At 44.9% G+C, this 25,382-nt stretch carries 22 protein-coding genes and 1 pseudogene; 21 read left to right on the top strand and 2 right to left on the bottom strand.

Annotated elements, in window-relative coordinates:
* Positions 1-5 precede the first annotated feature (5 nt).
* From sufD to MKX30_RS09770, 12 genes are all read left to right on the top strand, one after another.
* Positions 6-1,313 carry a Fe-S cluster assembly protein SufD gene (gene sufD / locus MKX30_RS09825; RefSeq protein ID WP_371263099.1) on the top strand — a complete coding sequence of 436 codons (1,308 nt, stop codon included), beginning with the start codon at positions 6-8 and terminating at the stop codon, positions 1,311-1,313.
* Between the two features lie 43 nt (positions 1,314-1,356).
* Complete coding sequence (gene sufB, locus MKX30_RS09820) at positions 1,357-2,754, top strand: Fe-S cluster assembly protein SufB (protein WP_023990245.1); 1,398 nt, start codon at positions 1,357-1,359, stop codon at positions 2,752-2,754.
* A gap of 313 nt (positions 2,755-3,067) precedes the next feature.
* The gene (locus MKX30_RS09815) at positions 3,068-3,307 is read left to right on the top strand and encodes a NifU family protein (protein WP_013373004.1); all 240 of its coding nucleotides are present in this window, start codon (positions 3,068-3,070) and stop codon (positions 3,305-3,307) included.
* Between the two features lie 385 nt (positions 3,308-3,692).
* On the top strand, positions 3,693-4,244 hold the full coding sequence (locus MKX30_RS09810; protein WP_023990242.1) for a TetR/AcrR family transcriptional regulator: 552 nt from the start codon (positions 3,693-3,695) through the stop codon (positions 4,242-4,244).
* Between the two features lie 150 nt (positions 4,245-4,394).
* Positions 4,395-5,618, top strand: coding sequence for an MFS transporter (locus tag MKX30_RS09805; protein ID WP_341062771.1), 1,224 nt, complete (start codon positions 4,395-4,397; stop codon positions 5,616-5,618).
* A gap of 130 nt (positions 5,619-5,748) precedes the next feature.
* On the top strand, positions 5,749-6,060 hold the full coding sequence (locus MKX30_RS09800) for a LiaF transmembrane domain-containing protein (RefSeq protein ID WP_013311898.1): 312 nt from the start codon (positions 5,749-5,751) through the stop codon (positions 6,058-6,060).
* A gap of 85 nt (positions 6,061-6,145) precedes the next feature.
* A complete protein-coding gene (locus tag MKX30_RS09795) occupies positions 6,146-6,817 on the top strand; it encodes a PspA/IM30 family protein (RefSeq protein WP_023990240.1) in 672 nt (223 codons plus the stop codon).
* A gap of 7 nt (positions 6,818-6,824) precedes the next feature.
* Complete coding sequence (locus MKX30_RS09790; RefSeq protein WP_023990239.1) at positions 6,825-7,313, top strand: PspC domain-containing protein; 489 nt, start codon at positions 6,825-6,827, stop codon at positions 7,311-7,313.
* On the top strand, positions 7,313-8,017 hold the full coding sequence (locus MKX30_RS09785; RefSeq protein WP_023990238.1) for a PspA/IM30 family protein: 705 nt from the start codon (positions 7,313-7,315) through the stop codon (positions 8,015-8,017). Before MKX30_RS09790 ends, MKX30_RS09785 begins: the two co-directional genes overlap by 1 nt.
* A 149-nt stretch (positions 8,018-8,166) precedes the next feature.
* On the top strand, positions 8,167-8,814 hold the full coding sequence (gene liaF, locus MKX30_RS09780; RefSeq protein ID WP_023990237.1) for a cell wall-active antibiotics response protein LiaF: 648 nt from the start codon (positions 8,167-8,169) through the stop codon (positions 8,812-8,814).
* Positions 8,815-8,830: 16 nt separating this feature from the next.
* Positions 8,831-9,910, top strand: a complete 1,080-nt coding sequence (locus MKX30_RS09775; protein ID WP_023990236.1) for a sensor histidine kinase — start codon at positions 8,831-8,833, stop codon at positions 9,908-9,910.
* Positions 9,888-10,538 (top strand): response regulator, encoded by a 651-nt coding sequence (locus tag MKX30_RS09770; protein ID WP_013372995.1) that lies wholly within the window; start codon positions 9,888-9,890, stop codon positions 10,536-10,538. Before MKX30_RS09775 ends, MKX30_RS09770 begins: the two co-directional genes overlap by 23 nt.
* A gap of 75 nt (positions 10,539-10,613) precedes the next feature.
* Here MKX30_RS09770 and MKX30_RS09765 read toward each other — a convergent pair whose 3' ends face one another.
* Positions 10,614-11,057, bottom strand: coding sequence for a hypothetical protein (locus tag MKX30_RS09765; protein ID WP_053326074.1), 444 nt, complete (start codon positions 11,055-11,057; stop codon positions 10,614-10,616).
* A gap of 245 nt (positions 11,058-11,302) precedes the next feature.
* Here MKX30_RS09765 and MKX30_RS09760 point away from each other — a divergent pair, with 245 nt between their 5' ends.
* The 3 genes from MKX30_RS09760 to MKX30_RS09750 all read left to right on the top strand — a co-directional run bounded on the left by MKX30_RS09760 (position 11,303) and on the right by MKX30_RS09750 (position 15,700).
* Positions 11,303-12,067 (top strand): YwmB family TATA-box binding protein, encoded by a 765-nt coding sequence (locus tag MKX30_RS09760; RefSeq protein ID WP_341062770.1) that lies wholly within the window; start codon positions 11,303-11,305, stop codon positions 12,065-12,067.
* Positions 12,068-12,254: 187 nt separating this feature from the next.
* On the top strand, positions 12,255-13,811 hold the full coding sequence (gene zwf, locus MKX30_RS09755; protein WP_341062769.1) for a glucose-6-phosphate dehydrogenase: 1,557 nt from the start codon (positions 12,255-12,257) through the stop codon (positions 13,809-13,811).
* A gap of 308 nt (positions 13,812-14,119) precedes the next feature.
* Positions 14,120-15,700 carry a peptide chain release factor 3 gene (locus MKX30_RS09750; RefSeq protein ID WP_013311888.1) on the top strand — a complete coding sequence of 527 codons (1,581 nt, stop codon included), beginning with the start codon at positions 14,120-14,122 and terminating at the stop codon, positions 15,698-15,700.
* A gap of 151 nt (positions 15,701-15,851) precedes the next feature.
* Here the strand turns inward: MKX30_RS09750 and MKX30_RS09745 are convergent, their stop codons facing one another.
* Entirely contained in the window at positions 15,852-16,085 is a 234-nt protein-coding gene (locus MKX30_RS09745) for a small acid-soluble spore protein SspI (RefSeq protein ID WP_016819939.1), read from the bottom strand.
* 160 nt (positions 16,086-16,245) lie between these two features.
* On the opposite strand from MKX30_RS09745, the pseudogene MKX30_RS09740 reads away from it, so the two are divergent.
* The 6 genes and pseudogenes from MKX30_RS09740 to MKX30_RS09715 form a co-directional block, all read left to right on the top strand.
* Positions 16,246-16,911, top strand: a pseudogene (locus MKX30_RS09740) (potassium channel family protein); the annotation flags it as partial.
* A gap of 82 nt (positions 16,912-16,993) precedes the next feature.
* The gene (locus tag MKX30_RS09735) at positions 16,994-17,782 is read left to right on the top strand and encodes a TrmH family RNA methyltransferase (protein WP_341062768.1); all 789 of its coding nucleotides are present in this window, start codon (positions 16,994-16,996) and stop codon (positions 17,780-17,782) included.
* A 1,059-nt stretch (positions 17,783-18,841) separates the two neighbouring features.
* Positions 18,842-20,281: a 6-phospho-beta-glucosidase gene (locus MKX30_RS09730; protein ID WP_341062767.1), complete on the top strand. Its 1,440-nt coding sequence runs from the start codon at positions 18,842-18,844 to the stop codon at positions 20,279-20,281.
* A 276-nt stretch (positions 20,282-20,557) separates the two neighbouring features.
* Positions 20,558-21,388 carry a BglG family transcription antiterminator LicT gene (gene licT / locus MKX30_RS09725; RefSeq protein ID WP_023990227.1) on the top strand — a complete coding sequence of 277 codons (831 nt, stop codon included), beginning with the start codon at positions 20,558-20,560 and terminating at the stop codon, positions 21,386-21,388.
* A 250-nt stretch (positions 21,389-21,638) separates the two neighbouring features.
* Entirely contained in the window at positions 21,639-23,528 is a 1,890-nt protein-coding gene (locus MKX30_RS09720; RefSeq protein WP_341062766.1) for a beta-glucoside-specific PTS transporter subunit IIABC, read from the top strand.
* Positions 23,529-23,747: 219 nt separating this feature from the next.
* The gene (locus tag MKX30_RS09715) at positions 23,748-25,238 is read left to right on the top strand and encodes an alanine/glycine:cation symporter family protein (protein WP_341062765.1); all 1,491 of its coding nucleotides are present in this window, start codon (positions 23,748-23,750) and stop codon (positions 25,236-25,238) included.
* Positions 25,239-25,382 lie beyond the last annotated feature (144 nt).

Genomic DNA, 25,382 nt, shown 5'->3' with positions numbered 1-25,382 from the left:
AGCACGTGGATATACAAGCTAGAGTTTCAATGAATGTGGACGATTTACGCGCATGGTCAAGCGCTAAGGATGAACCTCGTTGGCTGATTGAACGCCGCGTTCACGCACTCGAACTGGCAGGGACGCTGGAGTTGCCTAAAGTGGAGAAAATCAATCTCGAAAAATGGGATATCTACGAAAGTGGAGATTACAAAGCTGAGAATGCGTGGTCTAGTTTGGAGGAAGCGCCGGAGGTTGTTCGAGGTTTGGTTGCTTCTCCGGTGAAAGGCGGACTAATCGTTCAGTTCAACTCGGATGTAGTGTATACGAAATTGTCCGAGAGCTTAGCCGCCCAGGGAGTCATTTTAACGGATCTGCATACTGCGGCAAAAGAGCATGAGGAGCTGGTTCAACGTTATCTCTTTCAGGCAGTAAAGCCAGAAGAACATCGTTTATCTGCTGCACACAGTGCCTTATGGAGTGGTGGCGTTTTTCTATATGTCCCAGACGGTGTAGAGGTTGAAGCACCTATTCAAGCGATCTTTCTTAACGATACAAGCGGTGTGTGTTTTGCTCCTCACGTCTTAATTGTGGCAGGGAGCAACAGCAAGATCACTTATGTGGATAATTGTGTATCAAGTGGTGATGATGTCAAGGTATTGCATAACGGTGTGACGGAGGTCTTCGCGGGGGCGGGCTCAAAGGTGCAAGTAGCTTCGGTTCATCAGCTTGCTGCAACTACAACAGATTTCACCCAGCGACGGGCGGTCGTTCTTGCTGATGGGGGTGTGGAATGGATTATCGGTGAGATGAACAATGGTTATACCGCCAGCGATACCAAGACTTTGCTACAAGGCAACGGGGCGGTCTCCGACAATAAGGTGATTGCTATTGGCACGGGCAATCGAAAATCGAGCTATACAACTCAAGCTCAGCATTTTGGCAGAAGCTCGGTAAGCCAGATGATTACGCGTGCAGTCATGCTTGAAGAAGCTACGGCCATTATCAACGGCATTACAAAGATTGAAAAAGGTGCAACCCATTGTGATGGTCAGCAAACAGAACGCGTGCTTATGCTAAGTCCTAAAGCTCGCGGCGATGCCAATCCGATCCTGCTGATAGATGAGGATGATGTAACCGCGGGTCATGCTGCATCCGTGGGGCAAGTAAATGCAGAGCAAATCTATTATCTGATGTCGCGCGGGATATCACGGAGTGAAGCCGAACATCTTGTTATTTTCGGATTTCTCGCTCCTGTCATTTCGGAGATCCCGCTGGAAGGTGTTCGCAGTCGCCTAAAAGATTTAGTGGAAAGCAAGCTCGGCAGATCATAGCAAATCAAAATGAATCTTGAAAGGTTAAAAAGGAGTGATACTAATGGCTAAAAAAGCACCAGATATGGGCGAATATAAATATGGGTTTCGCGACAAGCACCAGTCTATTTTTCAATCTGGAAAAGGTCTGACGGAAGAGATTGTCCGGGAAATTTCCCGGATCAAGGAAGAGCCGGAGTGGATGCTCAATTTTCGGTTGAAAGCTTTGAATCAATTCTACAAAATGCCGATGCCTGAATGGGGAGCGGATTTGACCGGGCTAAATCTTGATGACATCCAGTATTACGTTCGCCCTTCTGAAAAACAGGGAAAGACCTGGGAGGAGGTTCCTTCCGAGATCAAAGCAACCTTTGACAAGCTGGGAATCCCTGAAGCGGAGCAAAAGTTCCTGGCGGGCGTATCCGCTCAATATGAGTCGGAAGTAGTTTATCACAGCATGCGGAAAGAACTGGAGGATCAGGGCGTTATTTTCCTTGATACGGATAGTGCATTAAAGCAATACCCCGAAGTGTTTAAGCAACATTTTGGGACGATCATCCCTCCTGCCGACAATAAATTTGCGGCGCTTAATAGTGCAGTTTGGTCAGGCGGTAGCTTTGTATACATTCCGAAGGGTGTTCAGTGCGAGGTTCCTATACAAGGTTATTTCCGTATTAATTCTGAAAATATGGGTCAATTCGAGCGGACATTAATTATTGCCGAAGAGGGCAGCTTTGTCCATTATGTTGAAGGATGTACAGCACCTATTTATAGTACCAGTTCTCTGCATAGTGGAGTTATTGAAATTATTTGCCGGAAAGATTCCCGTGTCCGTTACACGACCATTCAGAATTGGGCTCCTAATATCTACAACTTGGTAACCCAAAGGGCTGTGGCAGAAGAAAATGCCACAATGGAATGGGTGGACGGCAACATCGGCTCCAAGGTAACAATGAAGTATCCGGCAGTATTATTGAAAGGACGGGGAGCCAAGGGGTCCATCCTGTCTATTGCCGTAGCCGGTAAAGATCAGCATCAAGATGCTGGCGCGAAGGTAATTCACCTTGCTCCCGAGACAACATCTACGATTATATCCAAATCCATCAGCAAGCAGGGCGGAAAAGTAAACTACCGAGGGTTGTCCAGCTTCAGCCGCGATTCCGCAGGGTCCAAGTCCAATATTAAGTGCGATACGTTGATATTGGACAACATGTCAACATCAGATACGATTCCGTACAATGAAATTAAAAACGATCAGATTACTTTGGAGCACGAGGCAACAGTATCCAAAGTGTCCGAGGAACAATTGTTTTACTTAATGAGCCGCGGGCTTACAGAACAAGATGCTACACAAATGATTGTAATGGGCTTTATTGAACCGTTTACCAAAGAATTGCCAATGGAATATGCCGTTGAAATGAATCGGTTGATTCAATTTGAGATGGAAGGAAGCATCGGTTGATTCATTAATTTAATAGATCAAACCTTTATCATTCTTTAAAGAGGTGCTAGTAATGAAGAAAAATAATTCGGACGATTCAGAACTAGCTCAAATTACCCGAGAGATACGAAAACTTCAGTTCTGCTTCAATATGCTGTCAGGATTGAGCGCAAGTTGTGGTGTGATGATACCTTTAGACTCTATTCATACGCTTATAAGGGAACTTTCGGATCAAGAGGTCACTCTTAGGCAAAAAGCAAAGGATCACTCAGACGATCTAGGGTGAAAAAAGGTCTGAATTGACGGTTGATAAAAAATGGGAGGAGTTGACATAATGGATGAAAATGGAGTTTTATTCGATGAAGTATCGGAAGTTCTTCTCAAACTACGTCCTTTCTTACTGCGTGACGGTGGAGATGCTGAACTGGTCGAAGTTGAGAACGGTATAGCAAAATTAAGATTTTTGGGAGCTTGCAATGGTTGCCCAAGTGCTACGATTACGTTAAAGGTTGCTATTGAGCGCGCAATTCTTGAGGAAATTGATGATATTAAAGAAGTTGTACAAGTATTCTAAATTCCTTGATACTGAGCAACTGAGTTAGTCCTGTCGCAGACCATAGCTACGGAAGTTGATCCCGCTGCTCAATACCAAAGTACATCGACAGATTACCTTGCGGGTCGAAATCGACGAGCAGCGCTTATTTTCCTTCATTAAACAAGGTATTATCAAGATTTTATTCGGTATCGAGTGGGAAACCGTGGAGGTTCGAGTCCTCTCGCCGGTATACACAAAAGGGTGATAAAATGCTTAAAGGCATTTTATCATCCTTTTTATTATATATTCATGATTTTGGCAACAAGGTTAACATGGATTTGACCAGCGCTTTGATCTTATCGTAAGATGATGGTACTGAAAAAACTTTTCTAGTTTACTGAGCGCGAAAGAAATGAGGACGAATATGCAGGAAAGAATTTTGGAGGCTTTTGTAGAGGAAGTTCATGAAAATGGTTTGAAATTTACGATGGATGATCTTGCGAAAAGACTCGCCATTAGTAAGCGTACGTTGTATGAACATTTTTCGTCTAAGACGCTTATTTTAGAAACACTTATTGAGCGTACTAATGATGATATGATTCGTAAAACTGAGCAAATTATCGAAAATAATGAGTTATCTTTGTTAGACAAGATTAAGCAGTCGATTAGGGTCATGCCTCTGTATTATAAGTTTTACGATTTAAGAATATTGGACCAGATGAAAAAGTATTATCCTGAGCAATGGAAAAGGGTACATGCCGATTTAAATGACTGGTCTCCGATTAGAACATTAATTCAGGAAGGCATTCGAGAAGGAATAATAGTGAACAAAAATGAGGCTCTGATCATGAAGCTTATTATTGAATCTGTAAATTTAACGCTTGATCAGCGTTTCTTTCTGGATAACAGTGTGACGGTAGAGGAAGCAACTTATTCTATTGTAGATATTCTGTTGTTCGGATTGGTCGAAAAATAAAAAAATAGCCTCAACAATATGCTGCATATTTGAAGAGGCCATTTTTGTATATGAAAACTAAGAAAACAATTTTAGTTTCAATTGTTTTTGAAAAATAATAAAGTTTATCTAATATTAAATAAAGAGATACGGAAAAGGAAGGGTGGAAATATGTCTATACTCACAAGAAATCGAGGAGCAATGCTGTTATTGATGCTTAACATTTTTTTGGCATTCATGGGGATTGGCTTAGTTGTCCCTGTGTTACCTAAGTTTATAAGTGAGCTAGGGATGAATGGTTCCTCGATGGGGCTGATGGTTGCAGCTTTTGCGTTGACACAGCTTTTGTTATCACCATTGTCAGGAAAGTTGTCTGATCGTTATGGACGTAAAAAGTTGATTGTTTCTGGGATGTTCATCTTCATGTTATCAGAGCTTGTTTTTGGACTGGCAAATTCCATTCCTACCCTGTTCATAGCACGAATCATGGGTGGAGCAGGGGCAGCATTGCTTACTCCTTCTATTATGGCCTATGTCGCTGATGTGACCTCGTTTGAGGAAAGAGGCAAGGGAATGGGAATGATCAATGCAGCGATCAACACAGGCTTCATAATAGGACCAGGGATTGGCGGTTTGCTTGCCACATATGGAATACGCATTCCCTTCTTTGCGGCAGCAGGAGCTGCGGGAATAGCGGCTATCTTGTCTCTGTTAGTGCTGCCTGAGTCTTTAAGCAAGGAAAAGCAACAATTTAATAGAGAGCTTCCACGTCAAAAAGAAAATCTTTTGCAGCAATTTGCCAAGTCATATCAATCTCCATATTTCATGGGTTTACTCATTGTATTTGTCGTTGCTTTTGGGTTAGCGAACTTTGAAACAGTGTTTGGACTGTTTGTTGACCATAAATATGGTTTTACACCAATGGATATTGCCATCATTATAACGACAGGCTCCATTATGGGAGCAGTTGTCCAAGCAACTATATTTGGATGGATCATTAATCGTTTTGGAGAGAAAAAAGTAATTCACCTCTGTTTGGCTATTGGGGGCCTGTTCATCTTTCTAACCCTATTTGCTGAACAGTACGTGATGATTATGCTGACGACCTTCATCATTTTTCTGGCTATGGATATCCTTCGCCCGGCAGTAAGCACTTCTCTATCACGGCAGGCCGGAGATGAGCAAGGCTTTGTGGCAGGCATGAACTCGTCCTATACAAGCTTGGGTAATGTGATTGGACCATTAATTGCAGGACTGTTATTCGATGTTCATATTAATCTGCCTTATATGGTTGCAGCTATAGCGTTACTGGCTTGTCTCGTCCTTTCACTACGTTCCAAGCAAGCGGGTGAGCAACACTCGATAGCCCGTGCAGCAGAACAGCATAGAGGGTGATAGCCGCAGGTCTATACTCATCCCCGACTTAGGTCTAGGTTCAAAAACCGTCTGGGGTCCGTTTTGTCAAACGCTAGGTCAGCGTACAATAAGAACATAAGCAAGACACAGTGAAAGGCGGTGAGAGATGATGAGAGTTAACAAAGGGAATGGGTTAGCGATTGTACTGATCGTGTTGGGTTCGATTATGCTGCTCGGTAAGTTTACTCCGTTTTTCGGTCACTTTTTAGGACATCTGATTGGTTACTTAATTCCGATAGCTATGGTCATGCTAGGCTACTACGGTGTGAAAAAAGGAAATGCACTCTTCGGCTGGATCGTACTTGTACTCGGGGTACTGATTTTGCTTGGCAAACTGTCCTGGCTTCTGGGACCGCTACTGGCAATCGGGTTGATCATATTTGGTGTTTCCCTGCTGAGTGACCGCAGAAGACGTTACTGATTTTAGCAGTTTGACGAATGAAAAAAGATTGTAGCAACGAAGTGATAAATTATGGCAATACGAATTGTGAAAGGAGCAGACGCAAATGAGTGTTTTTCGAAGAATGCGAGATATCACGGTAGCGACCTTCAATGAGCATTTGGAACAAAGCCAAGACCCGGTGCAACTAATTGACCAGTTCTTGTATAATACCCGCCAGGAAATTGCCGAAGCGGAAAAACTCCATCAACAGTATGCGATGCACACAAGACAGATGAAGCAGCAGTTGGATCATGCATTGTCCATGCAGACCAAACGGGAGGAACAGGCGCTACTGGCTTTGAAGGCTGATGAAGAACATATCGCGAAGCTGGCCCTTCAGGAGAAAATGCTATATGCAGAAAAAGAAGAGCAGTATAGAGAACTGTGGGAGCAGAGCCGTGAATCACTACGTGAGCTAGAACAACAGCTAGATACATTAAAGACAGAATATCAAACGGTACACAGCAAGCGTCAGTATTATGCGGCACGTGTACAGACGTTGAGACTCCAGCAGCAAATGAACGAACGGGCTGGTACATACGGTGGACGAAATGTTCCCCGAATGTTCAACCGCTTGGAAGACCGAGTAGCCGATATGGAAGCAGAAACGATGAGTCTGCGTGATTTACGTCGGGGTGAGGGCGACCATGTACAGGATGCCCAAGGCGGTGGATCGTTGCTTGAACAAGAGTGGGAGAGACTGAAAAGCAAGCTGAACAACAGCGGGAAGGAGTAAATTGATAATGACCCGAATTTACAGATCAAGCCGGGATAGAGTAATAACAGGTGTATGTGGCGGTCTTTCTGACGCAACAGGAATGGACTCAACATGGATTCGTATTCTGGTTGTGATCAGTTTCTTTATTACAGCAGGAACCACATTTATGATTTATGTGATTGCGGCACTGGTTATCTCTAAGGAGCCGAGATCTCCTTTCGATGGAGGATTTGGCCCTGACAGCGGACCCTATAATCAACAGGACCCGCGCTATTATGGCAGTAACAATACAAGATCGCAGTATGGGCAGGGAACTGGTTACAATCAGGGCGGCGCATACGGCAATTCGAACCCGTTTTTTGGTCAAGATGCCCGCAACTCATCCAAATTTAACACAGGTCAGAACAACGACTTGGATTCCATGATGGAAGATATTGAGAAAAAGGCAATGAAAAAAGAATTGGCAGAGTTACGCAAAAAAGTAGAGCAATTCGAGAAGGGAGATCGTAAATAATGGGGATCTTTAAAAGAATGAAGGATATGACAAGAGCATCGGTGAATGAAGTGTTGGATAAAGTGGAAGATCCGATTATTATGTTGAATCAATATTTGCGCGATATGGAGGCGGAAATTCACGAGGCTGAGGTAACGGTTGCCAAGCAAATGGCGAATGAACGACGTATGAAACAGCGTTTGGAGGAAGCGGTACGTGTATCCAATGAGCGTGAGAAGCAAGCCGAATCCGCATTACGAAATGGTCAGGAAGAAGTAGCGCGCAAGCTGTTGGGAGAGAAGATTTATTTTGTGCAGAAGCAGGACGAATACCGCGACTTGCATACACAAGCTGAGCTTCAAGCAAAAGAATTGGTACAACAGCTTCACGACATGAAAGATGAATTCTATAAAATGCGCAACAAGCGCAATGAGTTGGTATCCCGTGCTCAAATGGCGAAAGCCAAAAAGCAAATGTCTCAAATCAATAGTTTGCACACGATTGAAAGTGGGTCTGCTTCATTGGGCTTCCACCGTATGGAAGAAAAAATCATGCAAATGGAAGCTGAAGCTGACGTACTGCGTGCTCCTTACCGTCAAGCTCCAGGAGAAGCATATATTAATCCAGCTGAGGCTGAAAAACAGTTTAAAGTGGATGAGCAGCTTCAACAGCTTAAGTCCAAAATTCAGACAGGTGCTAAACCAGTCGATATGAAGAAGGACTGACTACTCGGAAACAAGACATTATGATATGCTGTATGGAATGGACATTGGTCGATGATCGTGCTCAATCTGTATGGTCCGGGAAAGCCATATGGCGGAATGTCGCGCCACTATGGCTTTTCCGTCCTGTATAAACATAAAGGGGGTGCAGCATGGAGAGAAAAAAATCAGCCTTGGCACTGGCAGGGATTGGCATCGGGATTATCATTTTATTCGGTCAGTGGATTGGGTTCCTCTCCGTGGTTGCACTGATCCTAATGTTGGCCGGAATATATAAGATCCGTAATTCCAAAATCAAAAAAGGTTACACGATGCTCGCGATTGGTGCTGGACTGTTAGTGCTGGATCATTTGTTCCTGTTTGTGGTAGTTACACTAGCATCATTAGCTGTATTCTATTCACGTTCAAGGAAGCTGCATAAAGGTCAAAGCTCCATATTCAAGCACAATTTTATATCCAATCATAAATGGGATGAAGTGCCTTGGAGTCTGCGCAGCACAAGCATATGGCATGTGGTTGGGGACGTGGATGCTGACCTGACGTTGGCTCTCCCAGAGGAACGTGAGTCCGTCATATTTCTACAAGGGATCTTCGGTGACATTGACATCACGTTACCGGATAATTACGGTGTAGAGGTGGAGATGCTCGTATTGTTCGGACAGATTCAGTTTGACCGGGATCATGAGGCGGGGATGCTCAATCGACTGGTTTGGAAGTCTCCCCATTTTGAGCAGAGTGAGTATAAAGTGAAGTTTGTCGTTTCGTACTTGGCGGGCGATGTCCGCGTCCGATTTTATTGAATCAGGAGGAACCGGGATGAATCATAAAAAAACGTCCAACATGGTAACCCGCAGTATGGGTGAAGGTATCCTCCTGTGTGTTGTTGTGGGCGTAGTTGTCTTTTATATGCTGTATACATATGGATATGTGAAGTCGTTCCCAACCTGGGGCATGATATTGAAAGTTGCAGGAGCCGTTATACTGGTGTTGATTGGTACAGGGGCAATGTACGGATTTTATGAGAGCTACCGCTTTAAAAGCAGATTGGAAATGTTGAGAGAGACGTTGCTGATGTGGGAAAAGGGAACCCCTGCACGTGAGTTGCCGCCCCTAGGGCATGATGAGCTTGGCAGGCTGGGAGAGCAGCTGGAACGGATCGGGCGTAAATGGCAGGAACAAGTTACGTCTTTACAACGCTTATCCACGGATAATGCTCAGTTGGCAGAACAGGCACGGATGACTGCGATTGTGGAGGAGCGGCAGCGGCTGGCCAGAGAGTTGCATGACGCCGTATCACAGCAATTATTTGCTATTTCAATGACGGCGACGGCTGTGGGGAGGACGCTGGATAAGGATTTTGATAAAGCGCAGCGTCAAGTTGCGCTAATTGAAGAAATGTCTTCCGTGGCACAATCCGAAATGCGGGCGTTACTACTTCATCTGCGGCCTGTCTATCTGGAAGGAAAACGGCTTGAGCAGGGTTTGCGTGATTTGGTACAGGAGTTGCAGGCAAAGGTACCGATGGAGATTGATTTTGAGATTGAAAGCGGAGTACAGTTGGTTAAAGGCATTGAGAACCACTTGTTTCGTATTGTTCAGGAAGCGATGTCTAATACATTGCGTCATGCCAAAGCAACCCGCATGGAAATTCGTATCGTGCAACGCCCGGATTCCATCAGGCTGACGATTCGGGATAACGGTATTGGTTTTGAACTGGATGAGAAAAAGCAGACTTCATATGGATTATCCACAATGCAGGAGCGGGTCAGTGAAATTGGGGGAGCTATTCAATATATAACGGCACCGGGAAAAGGAACACGGATCGAGGTGTCCGTGCCAGTTATTAATGATGAAAGCGGAAGGAACGATGATCATGGAAACGGAATTACCGATTAGCGTACTGCTGGTAGACGACCATGAAATGGTACGGATTGGTCTTGCGGCGGTGCTGGGGACGGAAGAAGGTATTGAAGTGGTCGGCGAGGCTGGAAGCGGAGAAGAAGGCATACGGTTGGCTTCCGAATACAAGCCAAATGTCATTTTGATGGATCTGGTCATGGATGGCATGGATGGCATCGAAACGACACGCCAAGTAACTCGTCTGCTTCCAGAGACAAAGGTGATTGTGCTGACGAGTTATTTGGATGATGAGAAAATGTATCCGGTCATTGAGGCAGGGGCATTCAGCTATTTGCTCAAAACGTCTCGTGCTTCCGAGATAGCGGATGCGATCCGTGCAGCTGCACGCGGACAGTCCGTACTAGAGTCACAGGTGGCCTCCAAGATGATGAATCGATTTCGCCAGCCACAGGCTGAGGCACCCGCGCATACGGAACTGACTGATCGCGAGATGGAGGTGCTTCGCCTGTTGGCACAAGGGAAGTCTAACCAAGATATCGCAGATGAGCTGATTATCGGGATTAAGACGGTAAAATTCCATGTCACGAACCTTCTCGCTAAATTAGGAGTAGAAGACCGTACACAGGCGGCGATCTATGCCTATAAGAACGGATTAGCAGAGTAGAATGTAGAATAAACGAATACAAAAAACCGGAGACGACAATAGTCCTCCGGTTTTTTGTGTTCCATAACAAGGTGTTTAGATCAGGAGGAATAAAAAGGCGATTAAAGCCAGATCTAGTGCAAGCCCTGCCCCGTATCCATATCCGCCGTACCCACCGCGATAGCCTGCTCTGCCATTTCCAGCAAATCCGCCTGCGTCATAAGGAAAGGATGGACTCAGAGGTGCGTTGGGCGGCTTAATTAAGGCATTTAGTTTGGCAGAGGTACGAGCTTTGTTTTTAGGATTCCTTTTTTTCTTTTTAGAGGAATTCTTTTTTGGGGATTGTTTTCCTTTGTTATTGTAGCTCCCGGCGTAGAGACTGCCAGGAAAGGAGGGTGGATATCCGTTCAACATCAGCTTGCCTTTGCTACACCCACTTAAGATGCCGATGTGTCGTGTACCATCACGCATAACGGCACAGACCAGACGTCCACCATGAGGTGCCACATTGGCTTCATTTACAGGATAAATCGGAAACATGATTTCACCTCTTTTGGTGTAAGATGCATTGTGATCATAGTCTATTCTTACGGTGCCTACGATGTATGGTCGAACACCCAGTAGGCAGATGAATATTTTAGAAGGGCTTTGCCGTAGCTGTGTGTATAAAACCTTTGACAAAGGGAATGCTATTGATAGATTGATAGATTTCAAACCAGCCGAAAAAGAAAGTAACCAGAGCGTAGGTGTGGGAATCGGATGGTTGTGGAGCGGGGGGAACGATAATGTTAAAAGCAGAGCTGATTAAAAAAGGGATTATTGCAATTTTGGTATTAGGAACGGTGCTGGTACTGGCTGGCTGGCGCTACGGAACCCTTCAGACAAACCGATATGATTCCCGCGAAGCAGAAACGGCTTTACGTTCATTGTTAATCATCTCGGACCAGGCCCCGGGTACGTTGGATAAGCTGGTTGTGAAGTGGCAAGGCGATTGGATTTCTAACCATGAAGAGCCGGCAGATGTGGCGGCACAGATAGCCGATCAGCTGAATATACCCACAGTAAACAAACTCGTAGAAAATGGACACACGGTTTATCGTTCTGTTCGTCATAGTGAGGATCTAAGAATCCGCTTAAATGTGATGGAACGTCAAACTGGACAATGGTATGTAGTTGTTCAACTGGAGAGTAATAATGCAGGACGTGAGCGGTTGATTCAGCTTCATAAGCTTTGTGCTGAGCAATTAAAATCTATGGGGATTCAAGCGCAGTGGAACACAGCCCTTCAGCGTTCGCTGCATACAAAGGAATCCAAAGATCAACTGTTGAAACTGACAGAGGCGAGCTTAGCAGAGAACATCTCCATGCAGGCCAAAGAAAGATATACGGATGCGACTACTGTGGCTATATCCTATGAAGCTCCAGAGCTGCCGTTAATGATTCAAAGCGGTGAGCATCAGGTCCAGATGCAAATGGCTGTACATGAAGATAGGGAGCAGCAGGATACACGTATAACGCTCGGTTTCCCGCTCATCACGATTGAATACTGACTTATAAGGTAAATTTATGATTCATCGGATAGCTTATCCATGTAGGATATGATAAAATATCATCAAATCTTTAGTTCCATGTTTTTCGAAAATCAAGTATGATCTTGTATAAATATACACAATACTACATGCGGATTTCGGGGATTGTGGATTGCGGAATCTTGACATGGGAAGAATGAGGTACTTCATGGCTGACATACCTGCTAAAGAATCTGTTGTGACGCAAGGCGCAGTTCTGTTTATTTTTGGCGCTACGGGCGATTTGGCTCGTCGCAAGCTTTTTCCTGCTATTTACAGCTTGTACCGCGAAGGCAAGCTTGCTGAAGATTTTGCCGTTATTGGTGTAGCAAGGCGTCCGCGCACAGAGGAAGAATTCCGTAATGACCTGTATGCTTCCATACAGGAGTTTAGTCGCTACAAAGCAGAAAATGATCAAGAATGGCAGGCATTTGCCGAGCATTTTGAATATAAATCGCTGGATATCAACAATGTCGAAGGGTTCCATGAGCTGAGACAGCAGACGGAGTCTATAGAAAGCAAGTTTAACATACCGGGAAATCGGTTGTTTTATTTGGCCTTGGCTCCTGAATTATTCGGAAGCGTGTCGAAGAGCTTGAAAGATGGCGGCATGATGGATGGAAAAGGCTGGAATCGCCTAGTAATTGAGAAGCCATTCGGTTATAACCTCGAATCTGCACAAGAATTGAACGTTGAAATACGAGAAGTATTTGCCGAAGAAGAAATTTATCGGATTGATCACTATCTTGGTAAGGAAATGGTACAAAATATTGAGGTGATCCGCTTCGCGAACGCCTTCTTTGAACCACTGTGGAATAATAAGCATATTGCCAATGTGCAAATTACGCTTAGTGAAACGGTAGGGGTGGAGGAACGCGGAGGTTACTACGATCATTCCGGCGCCTTGCGGGATATGGGACAGAACCATATGTTGCAAATGCTAACGATGATTGCGATGGAACCACCTAGTCGTTTGTTGCCTGAGGATATCCGTGATGAAAAGGTAAAAGTGCTGCGTTCGCTGCGCCCTTTTGAAACGTCTGAGGATGTGAAAACCAATGTGGTACGTGGCCAATACACCGAAGGCAGTTATCGCGGCCAGCAGTTGACGGGGTATCGCCAAGAAGACAAGGTAGATCCACAGTCGAACACAGAGACTTATTTTGCTTCACGCGTGTTTGTTGATAATTTCCGTTGGGCTGGCGTACCGTTCTATATTCGTACGGGCAAACGTCTCCCTGTAAAAACAACGGAGATTGTTGTGGAATTTAAGAGCATGCCAACGAACGTGTATCTCGGTCAAAAGCATAAGCTAGAACCGAACTTGCTCGTGATTCGGGTCAATCCAATGGAGGGCATTTACATTAAAATTAATGCCAAGAAACCTGGTTCCGAATCAGATATTGAACCGCTGGCTATGGATTTTTGCCAAAGCTGTATGGTGGGTATCAACTCACCAGAGGCTTATGAACGATTGCTGATGGATGCGATTGAGGGTGATTCGACGTACTTCACGCGTTGGGATGAGGTTGCCACGGCATGGGGATTCGTCGATCGAATCGCCAAAGCATGGCAGCAGGCCCCGGATACGCTGGAAACCTATGCTGCAGGCTCATGGGGACCGGAAGGTGCTCACAAGCTATTGGAGCAGGATGGCTTCAAGTGGTGGCCGGTTAGCGGTCAGGATGAAGATAATGTCATCTGGCGAGTAGGCGGCGTTCAGTAATCCCGATTTGTCCTGCATCCCCCTATGTCCTGTTCAGGACGTAAGGGGATGCTTTGCGTTCCGAGTGTGCTATAATAGCTTAGTCTCAGGTTTTCAGTTTGCAACTGATTATAAGTTAAAGGCAGGCTAAAACATGTAAATAGATCGTATTTATAATGAATATGGTAACGGAGTACGCCGAATACTGGAGCTAACGGCAATATAGCTGATAGAGCCGATGAACTTATGAAAACAGGCGTGCGTCATGGCCTTTTTATGAATAGCTTGAGCAGTAATGCAATGGATTTGATCATGAAGGGATATGTGAAATGAGTAAAACAACAGATATACTTCAACAGGAAGTCGACAAACGGCGTACGTTTGCGATTATTTCTCACCCGGATGCGGGTAAAACGACACTGACGGAAAAGCTGCTGCTGTTCGGGGGCGCGATTCGTCTTGCTGGTTCAGTTAAAGCGCGTAAAGCAAGCAAACACGCCACGAGTGACTGGATGGAGATTGAAAAACAGCGGGGGATCTCTGTAACATCCTCAGTAATGCAATTTGATTATAATGGTCACCGCATCAATATTCTGGACACCCCAGGTCACCAGGATTTCAGTGAAGACACGTATCGTACATTAACAGCAGCAGATAGTGCAGTCATGCTGATTGACGTAGCGAAAGGTGTGGAAGCGCAAACGATTAAGCTGTTTCAAGTTTGTGCGAAGCGTGGAATTCCAATTTTCACCTTCATTAACAAACTGGATCGTGAGGGACGCAGTCCTTTTGATTTGATGGAGGAGCTGGAGCAGGTGCTTGGCATCCGTTCGGTGCCTATGAATTGGCCGATTGGTACAGGACGCGAGCTGTGTGGTGTCTATGACCGTGTCAAAAATCAGGTCGAGCTGTTTCAGGGAGATGACCATTCCACGATCAAAGTACAAAAAGTGGAAGATTACAATGATCCAATCATTCGTGAGATGGCGGGCGAATATTTGCATGACCAATTATGCCAAGACTTGGAGTTGCTTGACGTCGCGGGTGACCCTTTTGACATGGAAAAAGTACAGCGTGGAGAATTAACACCTGTATTCTTCGGCAGTGCGATTAATAATTTTGGTGTACAAACATTTTTGGAAAACTTCCTTCAGCTTGCTCCTAAACCGGAGCCGCGCCGTAGTACAGCTGGGGAAATTGAGCCAACAAACGAAAAGTTTACCGGCTATGTATTTAAAATTCAAGCGAACATGAACCCGGCTCACCGTGACCGTATTGCATTTTTGCGTATTGTCTCCGGTAAGTTTCAACGCGGGATGAGTGTTAAGCATGTACGGATGGGCAAGGAGATTAAGCTGTCTCAGCCACAGCAGTTCCTGGCACAGGACCGTGATATTGTCGAGGAGGCTTTTCCTGGCGATATTATAGGATTGTTTGACCCGGGTATTTTCCGTATTGGTGATTCACTCAGCCAAGGTAGCGAGGTTGTGTTTGATGAATTGCCGACCTTTTCGCCTGAGATTTTTGCCAAGGTAACGGTGAAAAATGCCTTGAAGCACAAACAGTATCTGAAGGGTATTGACCAGTTGACCGAGGAAGGTATGATTCAGGTGTTCCGTACGGTAAGCTTTGACGATACGCTATTGGGTGTTGTCGGGCAACTGCAATTTGAAGTATTTGAGTACCGCATGAAGGGTGAATATGGCGTTGATGTACAGCTTCAGCGTATGCCATTCCAATTTGCACGTTGGATTGTGGATGATCAGATTGATCCGAGCAAGTTCCGTATTAACTCTACGCTGGTAAAGGATAAGAAGGGCAATTATGTTGCCTTGTTCGAAAACGAGTATGCCATGCGTACGGCTATGGAGAAAAACCCGACAGCTAAGTTTTTGGAAATGGCTCCATAAGATTGAGTATGCAGAACCGTTAGATCTCAGTCATTTAGTGTATACAACGAATAGTCCACTCGATGTTAATGCGAGTGGACTATTCTCATTTTCGAATACGGGTAAAATAATGAGCACAATTAAATCGGAACAAAAAGTTAAATAGCTAGAGCTAGGTTAAAGGTACGGGTTTGATTTTATCGATTTGTTCATGTGCCAAATGGACGAAATCGTGCTGCTGGTTTGGACTCATATGCTTCCAAGCAATTTCAAGAATGACACCCAATCCAGGCAAAGCGGCCTCCGGTCCGTCCACTGACCCAATAATCATGTCCGTAAGATCAGCTTCTGATTTGCCGTGTACTTTGTGAACAATTGCTTGTCGTAAATCCATTGTAATGGGCATGTGAACCTCCCGTATGTTGTAGTAGTGGTCGAATGTATTATGGCTTGGGCTGTTGTCCAGTATACATGAAGAAGCATTTGGCATAAGTATGTCAAAATTTATGTTTGTAGCATGATATGCTATACTATGACGGACAGTATGGTGATCGGGAGGTAAAGAAGGAATGGCAAAAAAACAGTATGCGGTCATTGGCATGGGCCGTTTTGGTTCCAGTGTTGCCAGTGCGCTGAGTGAGATGGGTTTTGATGTGCTGGCTATTGACTCGGACGAGCAGCGTACACAGGAAATGTCGAATATTGTGACGCATGCGGTGTCTGCCGACTCGACGGATGAGGAAGCGCTACGAGCGCTAGGTATCCGTAATTTTGATGTAATTGTAGTTGCGATTGGCGAAGATATACAGGCCAGTATTCTGACGACATTGATTCTCAAGGACATGGGCGTACCAGCTCTTGTGGTCAAGGCACAAAATGAATTGCACGGGAAAGTGCTGCAAAAAATAGGTGCGGATAAAGTCGTTTATCCTGAACGGGATATGGGGTTACGGGTAGCTCATCATTTGACATCTCCCAACATTTTGGATTATATCGAGCTGTCCAAGGACTACAGTATTTTGGAGATGAGAGCCGCCGATTCCATGATTGGCAAAAACCTGAAGGAGCTAGACATACGTGCACGCTTCGGCTGCAATGTGATGGCGATTCGTAGAAATCAGGAAATGAATATTTCACCTTATGCCGAAGATCGTCTGGAGCCGGGTGATGTACTGGTCATTGTGGGCCACAAGGATGATCTGACCAAGCTGGAGCTGGCATTTGTAGCCTAATGAAGGCTTGATGTTCAAGTACAAGTGAAGTGATACATTATTTATTTTTAAGAAACGGACAAAGAAATGGAAGGTTAAACGAATGGAAATCATTTCACCGAATAATGCGCGTGTAAAAGAGTGGGCGCAACTGCTGGAGAAAAAGCATCGCACACGGCACCATAAATATATTGTCGAGGGTATTCATCTGGTGCAGGAAGCGCTGCGTTCAGACGCGGCTGTCGAAACCGTCGCCTATGATTTGGACAAGGGCATTCCCGCCGAGCTGAATGGCCTGGATCCAGCCGACCAGCCGGTGGAATGGGTTCCCGTGTCAGCGGCGGTCATTGCAAAATGCACCGATACGAAGACGCCGCAGTCGGTCTTTGCCATCGTGCGTAAGGAGGAGCGCAGCGCATTCCCGGCATTGCTGGAGCAGCCGGATGCACTGGTGATGGTGCTGGACGGGGTGCAGGACCCCGGCAATGTAGGCACCATCATCCGCAGCGCGGACGCTGCTGGAGCCGCAGGCGTAATATTGGGTCATGGCTGCGCCGACCTGTACAATCCCAAAACGATCCGCTCCACGATGGGATCGTTGTTTCACCTGCCGGTGATTGAAGGCAGTCTGGAGGAGCTTTTACCGCAGGCCAAAAGTAAAGGTGCCCGCTTGCTCAGCACCTCACTGGATGCGAGCTTGTCATGCTATACCATAGATTTGCGTGTTTCCACTTGGCTTGTGATCGGAAACGAAGGCCAAGGTATTTCTGCTGCTACCGCGCGCATGGTGGATGAGTCGGTATTCATTCCGATGCAGGGGCAAGCGGAATCACTGAACGCAGCGATGGCTTCTACGGTGCTATTATTTGAGGCGATGAGACAACGAAACTAAGAGAATGAACACGGGGCTGCTGGTGTGGTTTATAACATCAAATGGGACTATTTATATTGTCAATTGAGACTAGGAACATCCACGCCTGCACCTGGCCTTTCTTCCGCCCTATAGTCCCAACCTGATCCAGTCGAGGGGCTATGGCTTAAATCCAATGTGGCGAATAACGTGTTTTTTTAGAGGTTTTATAAGATTAAGTTCATGCCGGCCGGTTTATGAAACGAATCAATGAACAACCGCTAGAAACAATTGGTCGGCTACTGGTTAGGTTATGATCTTAATTGCGGTTTATATAGTAACAAATAGAAAGGTATTTGACTATGATATTCATTAACAAAAAAACTATTGATAAGCTAACTGAATCGCATAGAGAACCTAACATGCTTATCTGCTATTCAACTCCTCAAAGCCTTTCGGCTTGGACAAGTCGAGCTATATTACTCCTAAATAATGATAAAATTATTATCCTTTTCCTGAATCTATTTTCCACTAAAGTAGTACAAAAAGTTGAATTTGAAGTAGCTGATTTACAAGAACAAAAATATCATTCCATATATCTGTCTTCTGCAATATGGTCATTTAACAGTAAAGGACAGCATTGGAGGTTCAAGATAATCAAAAAAATTATACCTCTTGGCTCTATGCAAAGGGATTTTCTAAATTTCTTGCAACAAAATATTTTAAATTAGCGACTGATTAGATCACCGATCTCCGAAAACATGTGCCCTTCCAGACGAAGGCGAACAGCCAGGTATCTTTCGTAAAGTCGTTTATCTGAGGTCTCTTTCATGGTTCTTTTCATTACCCAATAGGCGATTGAAATAATGTTGTTGGTTTGTTAATTGCGTGTTATTATATCAAATGAATTTGACAGGTTCCCAAATCTTTGTTAGAGTTTCAATCAAATACGTATAACCTTTTCATGGGATGTTACCGATAGGGCATAACCTGAATTGGCTTGTTTACACTGCAAGTGTATACAGGCTGGTTTGGGTTTTTTTATATCCATCACCCACCCTCTGGTACCCCTTTTATCACACATTTGGAAGGAGAACGTTTATGTCCAGTTATATTTTTCCTAAAGACTTTTTATGGGGCGGTGCTCTTGCTGCCAATCAGGCCGAGGGTGCTTATTTGGAAGACGGTAAAGGATTGAGTCTGGTGGATTTGCTGCCTACCGGAGAGAAGAGAAGAAACATAATGAAAGGGAATGTTCCTTCACTGACTCCACTTGAAAGCGAATTCTATCCTTCCCACGAAGCCATTGATTTCTATCACCACTATCGCGAGGATATCGCGCTATTTGCAGAAATGGGATTTAAGGCGCTGCGTGTTTCCATTGCCTGGGCTCGTATTTTTCCAACAGGAGAAGACGCTACTCCAAATGAAGCAGGTTTGCAATTCTACGATGACTTGTTCGACGAGTTGCATAAACATGGCATTCAGCCAGTCGTTACCCTCGCTCATTTTGACGTGCCAGTGGATCTGGTCGAGAAATATGGAAGCTGGCGGAGCCGGAAGCTGGTAGGCCTGTTTGAAACCTATGCTAAAACAGTATTCACCCGCTATAAGGATAAAGTGAAATACTGGATGACATTCAACGAGATTAACATGCTTCTCCATTTGCCGTTTCTCGGCGCCGGTCTTGTTTTTCAAGAAGGTGAAAACGTTAAACAGATTCAGTATCAGGCTGCACATCATCAGCTTGTGGCAAGCGCGCTGGCTGTAAAAGCGTGTCACGAGATTATCCCGGATGCCAAGATTGGTTGTATGCTTGCTGCCGGTAGCTTCTATCCGTATACGTGTAATCCCGAAGATGTGTATCAGGGCATGGAAAAAGACCGCGAGTCCTACTTCTTCATTGATGTACAGTCACGCGGCGAATATCCTGGTTATGCGAAGCGCTTCTTCAAGGATCATGGATTAAACATTGAGATGGAATCAGGCGACGCAGCCATTCTGAAAGATCATACCGTTGACTATATCGGATTCAGCTACTATTCGAGCCGGACGACCAGCACAGACCCGGAAATCGTGAAGAACATGACCAGTGGTAATGTATTTGGCTCCGTGGCCAATCCATATTTGGACAAGTCCGAATGGGGCTGGACGATCGATCCAAAAGGATTCCGCATCACAGCCAACCAATTGCATGATCGTTACCAAAAGCCTCTGTTCGTAGTGGAAAACGGTTTTGGTGCCAATGATGTGGTTTCGCCTGAAGGAGAAGTTAACGACGATTACCGGATCGACTATCTCAAGCGGCATATTGCCGAAATGGGTGAGGCTCTTCAAGACGGAGTCGAAATTATCGGTTACACAAGTTGGGGACCTATTGACATTGTCAGCGCCTCCTCAGGAGAGATGAAAAAACGCTACGGTTATATTTATGTGGACCGTGACAACGAAGGCAACGGTTCGTTGAAACGTATTAAAAAGAAAAGCTTCCATTGGTACAAAAACGTAATTCATTCCGACGGCGAAAATCTGGGCGATTAATCGTACCACAAGAAAATAGGATCGGACGTCCCGGGCCCACGGGGATTTCCGATCTTCGTTTCTTCATTGAAAGCGTTGACAATCGTTCCTCTTCGGGCTATACTTGACGCAATTCCATCATTTTTAGGATTGTTACTGCGTAGCAGGCAAAACCTAAGCCACAAATAAGAAGATGTTACAGTCTTGTTTATTTGGCGTGCTTCGGTTTTTTTCTGTTTACAATAAAGAGGATGGAGCAAGTGTGGCTCTTGCTGGCATATGGAACGGGGGATCGAGATGAACATAGCAAAGGTCATCAACAACAATGTAATCAGCGTCTACCAGACGGACGGTACCGAACTCGTGGTAATGGGTCGGGGGATTGCTTTTAAGAAAAAGCCTGGAGACAAAGTAGACGAAACCAGAATTCAGAAGGTATTTGCCCTGAAAAACAAGCAGACGTCCGATAACTTTAAAATGTTGTTGCGTGAGGTACCGCTTGATTTGATCGTGATTGTGGAGGAAGTCATTAATGATGCCAAGCATAATCTGAACAGAAAGCTGAACGAAAATATTTATGTTTCGCTGACCGATCATATTAATTTCGCTGTTGAAAGATACCGGGAAGGATTGGAAATCAAAAACGCGTTATTGTGGGAAGTCAAGCAGCTATATAAAGAAGAATTCGCAATTGGTCTGAAAACGTTGGAGCAAATCAAACAAAGGCTCGGTATTGAACTGCCTGTGGACGAAGCAGCTTATATTGCGATTCACATCGTGAATGCTGAAATGAACGAGGAAGTCATTACGACCATGAGTATCACGAAGTTTATCCAGCAAATTATCAATATTGCAAAATATCACTTTAAGGTCGATTTTGACGAGGACTCTCTGAGCTATTTCCGCTTTATTACGCATCTGAAATTTTTCGCTCAGCGCGTATTTAAGGGAAATCACTACGAAAATAACTATGATCATTTGTATGACATGATTAAGGAAAAGCACAAGGAAGCAGCTGCTTGCACAGAGAAAATTGGTGCTTTTGTGCAAAAAGAATACAACCACGAATTGACTAATGAAGAAAAGCTATATCTGACCGTGCATATTGAACGGGTGGTGAATAGATAAGTCGAACTTTTTCGACGAAAAAGGATCAAAAATATATGATTAAAAGTTTTTGTTGACAAATATGGTAGATTAATTATATTATGATAGTAACAGGAATTTAATAAGTTTTAACTGGGATTGTTACTGGTTATGCAGGCAAAACCTAAGTCATGAAAAATTGCGGGAATAAAGTGCCCACCATTTTTCAAGGCTTAGGTTTTTTGTGTGCCTAAATATGTAAAAAGCCCCTTAGAACATGGAGGTGTCCATCATGAGTAATGAAAAACTGGCTAAGGAAATTGTACACCTGGTAGGTGGCGAAAAAAATGTAATATCACTCGTTCACTGCGCCACTCGCCTGCGTTTTGTGCTAAAAGATGAGGCAAAAGCAGACAAGGGAAAGCTGGAAAAAACCGATGGAATTATCACGGTAAAGCAAAGCGGTGGTCAGTTCCAGGTTGTAGTCGGCAACAAAGTACCAGAGGTATATAATGCAATCGGCAAAGTATCCAATATTTTGAATGAAACTGGAAAAGAAGATCATTCAGCTAAAGGCAACAAAGGATTTGGCGCCGTAATCGACGTGATTTCCAGCATTTTTGCACCGTTGCTCGGAGTTATGGCGGGGTCCGGTATTCTGAAAGGTCTGCTGCTGATTGCGAGCAACCTCGGCTGGTTGCTACCGAAAGACACTACCTATATGATTTTGTATGCTGCGGCCGACAGCTTGTTTTATTTCCTCCCGCTCTTGTTAGCGGTTACAACAGCACGGAAATTCGGTGGTAATATCTTCGTTGCCCTGACTATTGCCGGAGGGTTGCTTTACCCGACCATTGTCACGCTAAAAACGGAAGGTACACCTACGGACTTTTTCGGTATTCCTATTGTTATGATGAGTTATTCATCTACCGTTATTCCGATCATTTTAGCCGTCATCGTCATGAGTAAGCTGGAAAAATGGTGCAATCGAGTGATCCATGAGAGCGTGAAAAACTTTATTACACCTTTGATTCTACTCGTAATTATGCTACCTCTAACCCTGATCGTGTTTGGTCCAGTCGGGGTATATGTGGGCAACGCGATCGCTACTGCACTCGTTGCTGCATTTAGCTTTAGTCCGTTGCTGGCTGGAGCAATCCTTGGTGCTTGCTGGCAGTTGCTCGTTATTTTCGGTGTTCACTGGGGTCTTGTACCTGTATTCATTAATAATATTGCTGTTAATGGTAGAGACGGAATCAAGCCTTCCGCTGCGGCTTCCATCTTTGCTCAAACCGGCGCTGCATTTGGTGTTATGCTGAAAACCAAAAATAAGAAGCTGAAAACTTTGGCGGGTTCCGCCACACTGACGGCTTTATTCGGCATCACGGAGCCAGCAGTTTATGGGGTTACGCTGCCACTGAAACGTCCGTTTATTGCAGGTATTATCGGCGGTGCCATCGGTGGTGCCATTATCGGTCAAGCAGGAACGCAAGCATTTGCCTCCGGCGCACCTGGATTGCTGACCTTGCCAATCTTTTACGGCCCCGGTGGACAAGGATTCCCGGGATTGATTTTAGGGATTACGGTTTCATTCCTGGTGTCGGCAATTTTGACCTATATTTTAGGATTTGAGGACCCGGTCGAAGCGGAAGAAACCACCGACAATTCAGCTACAGAATCAACCTCACCAACCGATGTTTCTAATGAAGAGGTACTTAGCCCGATTGAAGGAACTGTGGTAGCCCTAACAGAAGTTCCAGATCCTGCATTTGCTTCAGAGGCTATGGGCAAAGGTATCGCCATCCAACCGACAACGGGCAGAGTCGTGGCCCCTTTCGATGGAACCATCACTGTGGCGTTCAAGAAAAAACATGCGCTTGCGATTGTTTCACCCCATGGCGCAGAAGTTTTGATTCATGTTGGAGTAGATACAGTCAAGCTGGACGGTAAATATTTTACTTCCCATATCAAAGAAGGCGACGAGGTAAAAGCTGGGGATCTACTGCTTGAGTTTGATGTTGAGCAAATCAGGGCAGAGGGTTATCCTACGATTACGCCAGTTATCATTACAAACTCTTCCCAATATGTCGAGATCCTTCCAATCGCTCAAGGAGAGGTAACGGAGCAGTCCCCACTGTTGAAATTGTCTAGTGCTTCAAATGAGAAAGAGGGCATCGCCTGATGTCTTAAGAATAAAGCTCTGATGGTCCATATTCTCGGATCATCAGAGCTTTTTTGTCGTCATTTTATGTAGCCGGTAAGCTCACTTGTAATTGACAATATGTCAATTAAATTAACTTGTATGGTGGTAAAAACTAATCTATAATTTTTTGTAATTATGCAAATTTTCTGAAAACATAGACTAGAAAATCAATTGATTGATCAGGGGGAAATACAAGGAATGTTAGAGCAGTGGGCAGAGGCAGTAAACGGCGTCATTTGGAGCAATCCTGTGGTATATGTCTGTTTGGGTGTGGGACTATTATTTTCGATCATGACTCGATTCCTACAAATCAGGCATTTCAAAGAGATGATCCGTCTAGTATTTAAAGGGAAAAGTTCAGAGGCAGGTGTATCCTCTTTTCAGGCCTTTACGATGGCGCTATCGGGGCGTGTTGGGACGGGAAATATTGCTGGGATTGCATTGGCAGTCGGTATGGGTGGACCCGGGGCGATATTTTGGATGTGGGTCATGGCTTTTATCGGATCGGCTACTGCGTTTGTTGAATCCACACTGGCTCAGGTATATAAGGTAAAGCGCGATGGACAGTACCGAGGCGGCCCGGCCTTTTATATTGAAAAAGGGACAGGCTTTAAATGGTTTGCCGTCATTTTTGCGGTTGCTGCGTTGGTCGCGATGTGTTTACTGATGCCGGGAACTCAATCGAACTCTATTGCCGTAGCTTTTCATAGCTCGTTTGGCATGGATATGAAGGTTTCTGGGATAGTAGTAGTCGTGTTGCTGGCGCTTATCATTTTTGGAGGTGTAAAAAGGATTGCCAATGTGGCTCAGGTTGTCATTCCGTTTATGGCACTTGGCTACATCCTTGTCTCTTTTTATATTATGATGACGAATATTACTGCGCTTCCCGATGTATTTTCGCTGATTTTTCGCAGTGCTTTTGGCGTGGATTCTGTGTTCGGCGGTATGGCAGGGACGGCGATTGCCTGGGGCGTAAAACGGGGCATTTACTCCAACGAAGCCGGGCAAGGCTCAGGTGCGCATCCGGCAGCAGCCGCGGAAGTGTCTCATCCCGCAAAACAGGGGCTAGTTCAGGCATTTTCCGTGTATGTGGATACCTTTTTAGTCTGTACGTCTACGGCTTTTATGGTCTTATTCACAGGTATGTACAACGTGAAGGGACCTGGTGGCGATTTTATTGTACAGCATCTCCCGGGTGTTGAAGAGGGAACCCAATATACACAGGCTGCTATTGAATCAGTATTTCCCGGTTTTGGATCGAGTCTGCTGTCCATTACCTTGTTCTTTTTCGCATTTACGACCATTATCGCCTATTATTACATCGCAGAAACGAATATGGCCTACCTGGTTGCCGACCGTAAAGCCAAATGGCCCATGTTCGTTCTAAAGCTGGTTATCCTGGGTTCGACGTTCTATGGAACGGTCGTCAAGGAATCGGCGTTGGCGTGGACACTGGGGGATATGGGGGTCGGTATTATGCTCTGGGTGAATCTGATTGCTATGATTCTGTTAGCCAAGCCTGCTCTTCTTGTGCTTAAGGATTACGAACAGCAGCAGAGGCAAGGGCTGGACCCGGTGTTTGACCCGGAGAAGGCAGGTATTTCAAATGCCGAGTATTGGTCAAAGGAATATAAGCCTCCTTCAGATGAGTTGACGATTACCGCCAAACCGAGCAAGCTGCAAGCCTAAATAAGATAGATAAGTAAGATCAAAGGTGGCTCCGCGGGGAGTCATCTTTTTTTCGTTATCTTGCCTTTACATTCCAAGAGGGGTACATATGTTCACTATTTAGTCTATAATTTAGACAGACGGATTTAGAAAAATTCTGCCATA

Origin of the sequence: Paenibacillus sp. FSL P2-0173 (assembly GCF_038008045.1) — a bacterium.
GTDB classification, from domain to species: domain Bacteria; phylum Bacillota; class Bacilli; order Paenibacillales; family Paenibacillaceae; genus Paenibacillus; species Paenibacillus polymyxa_B.
This window is presented reverse-complemented; position numbering and strand designations above follow the sequence as displayed.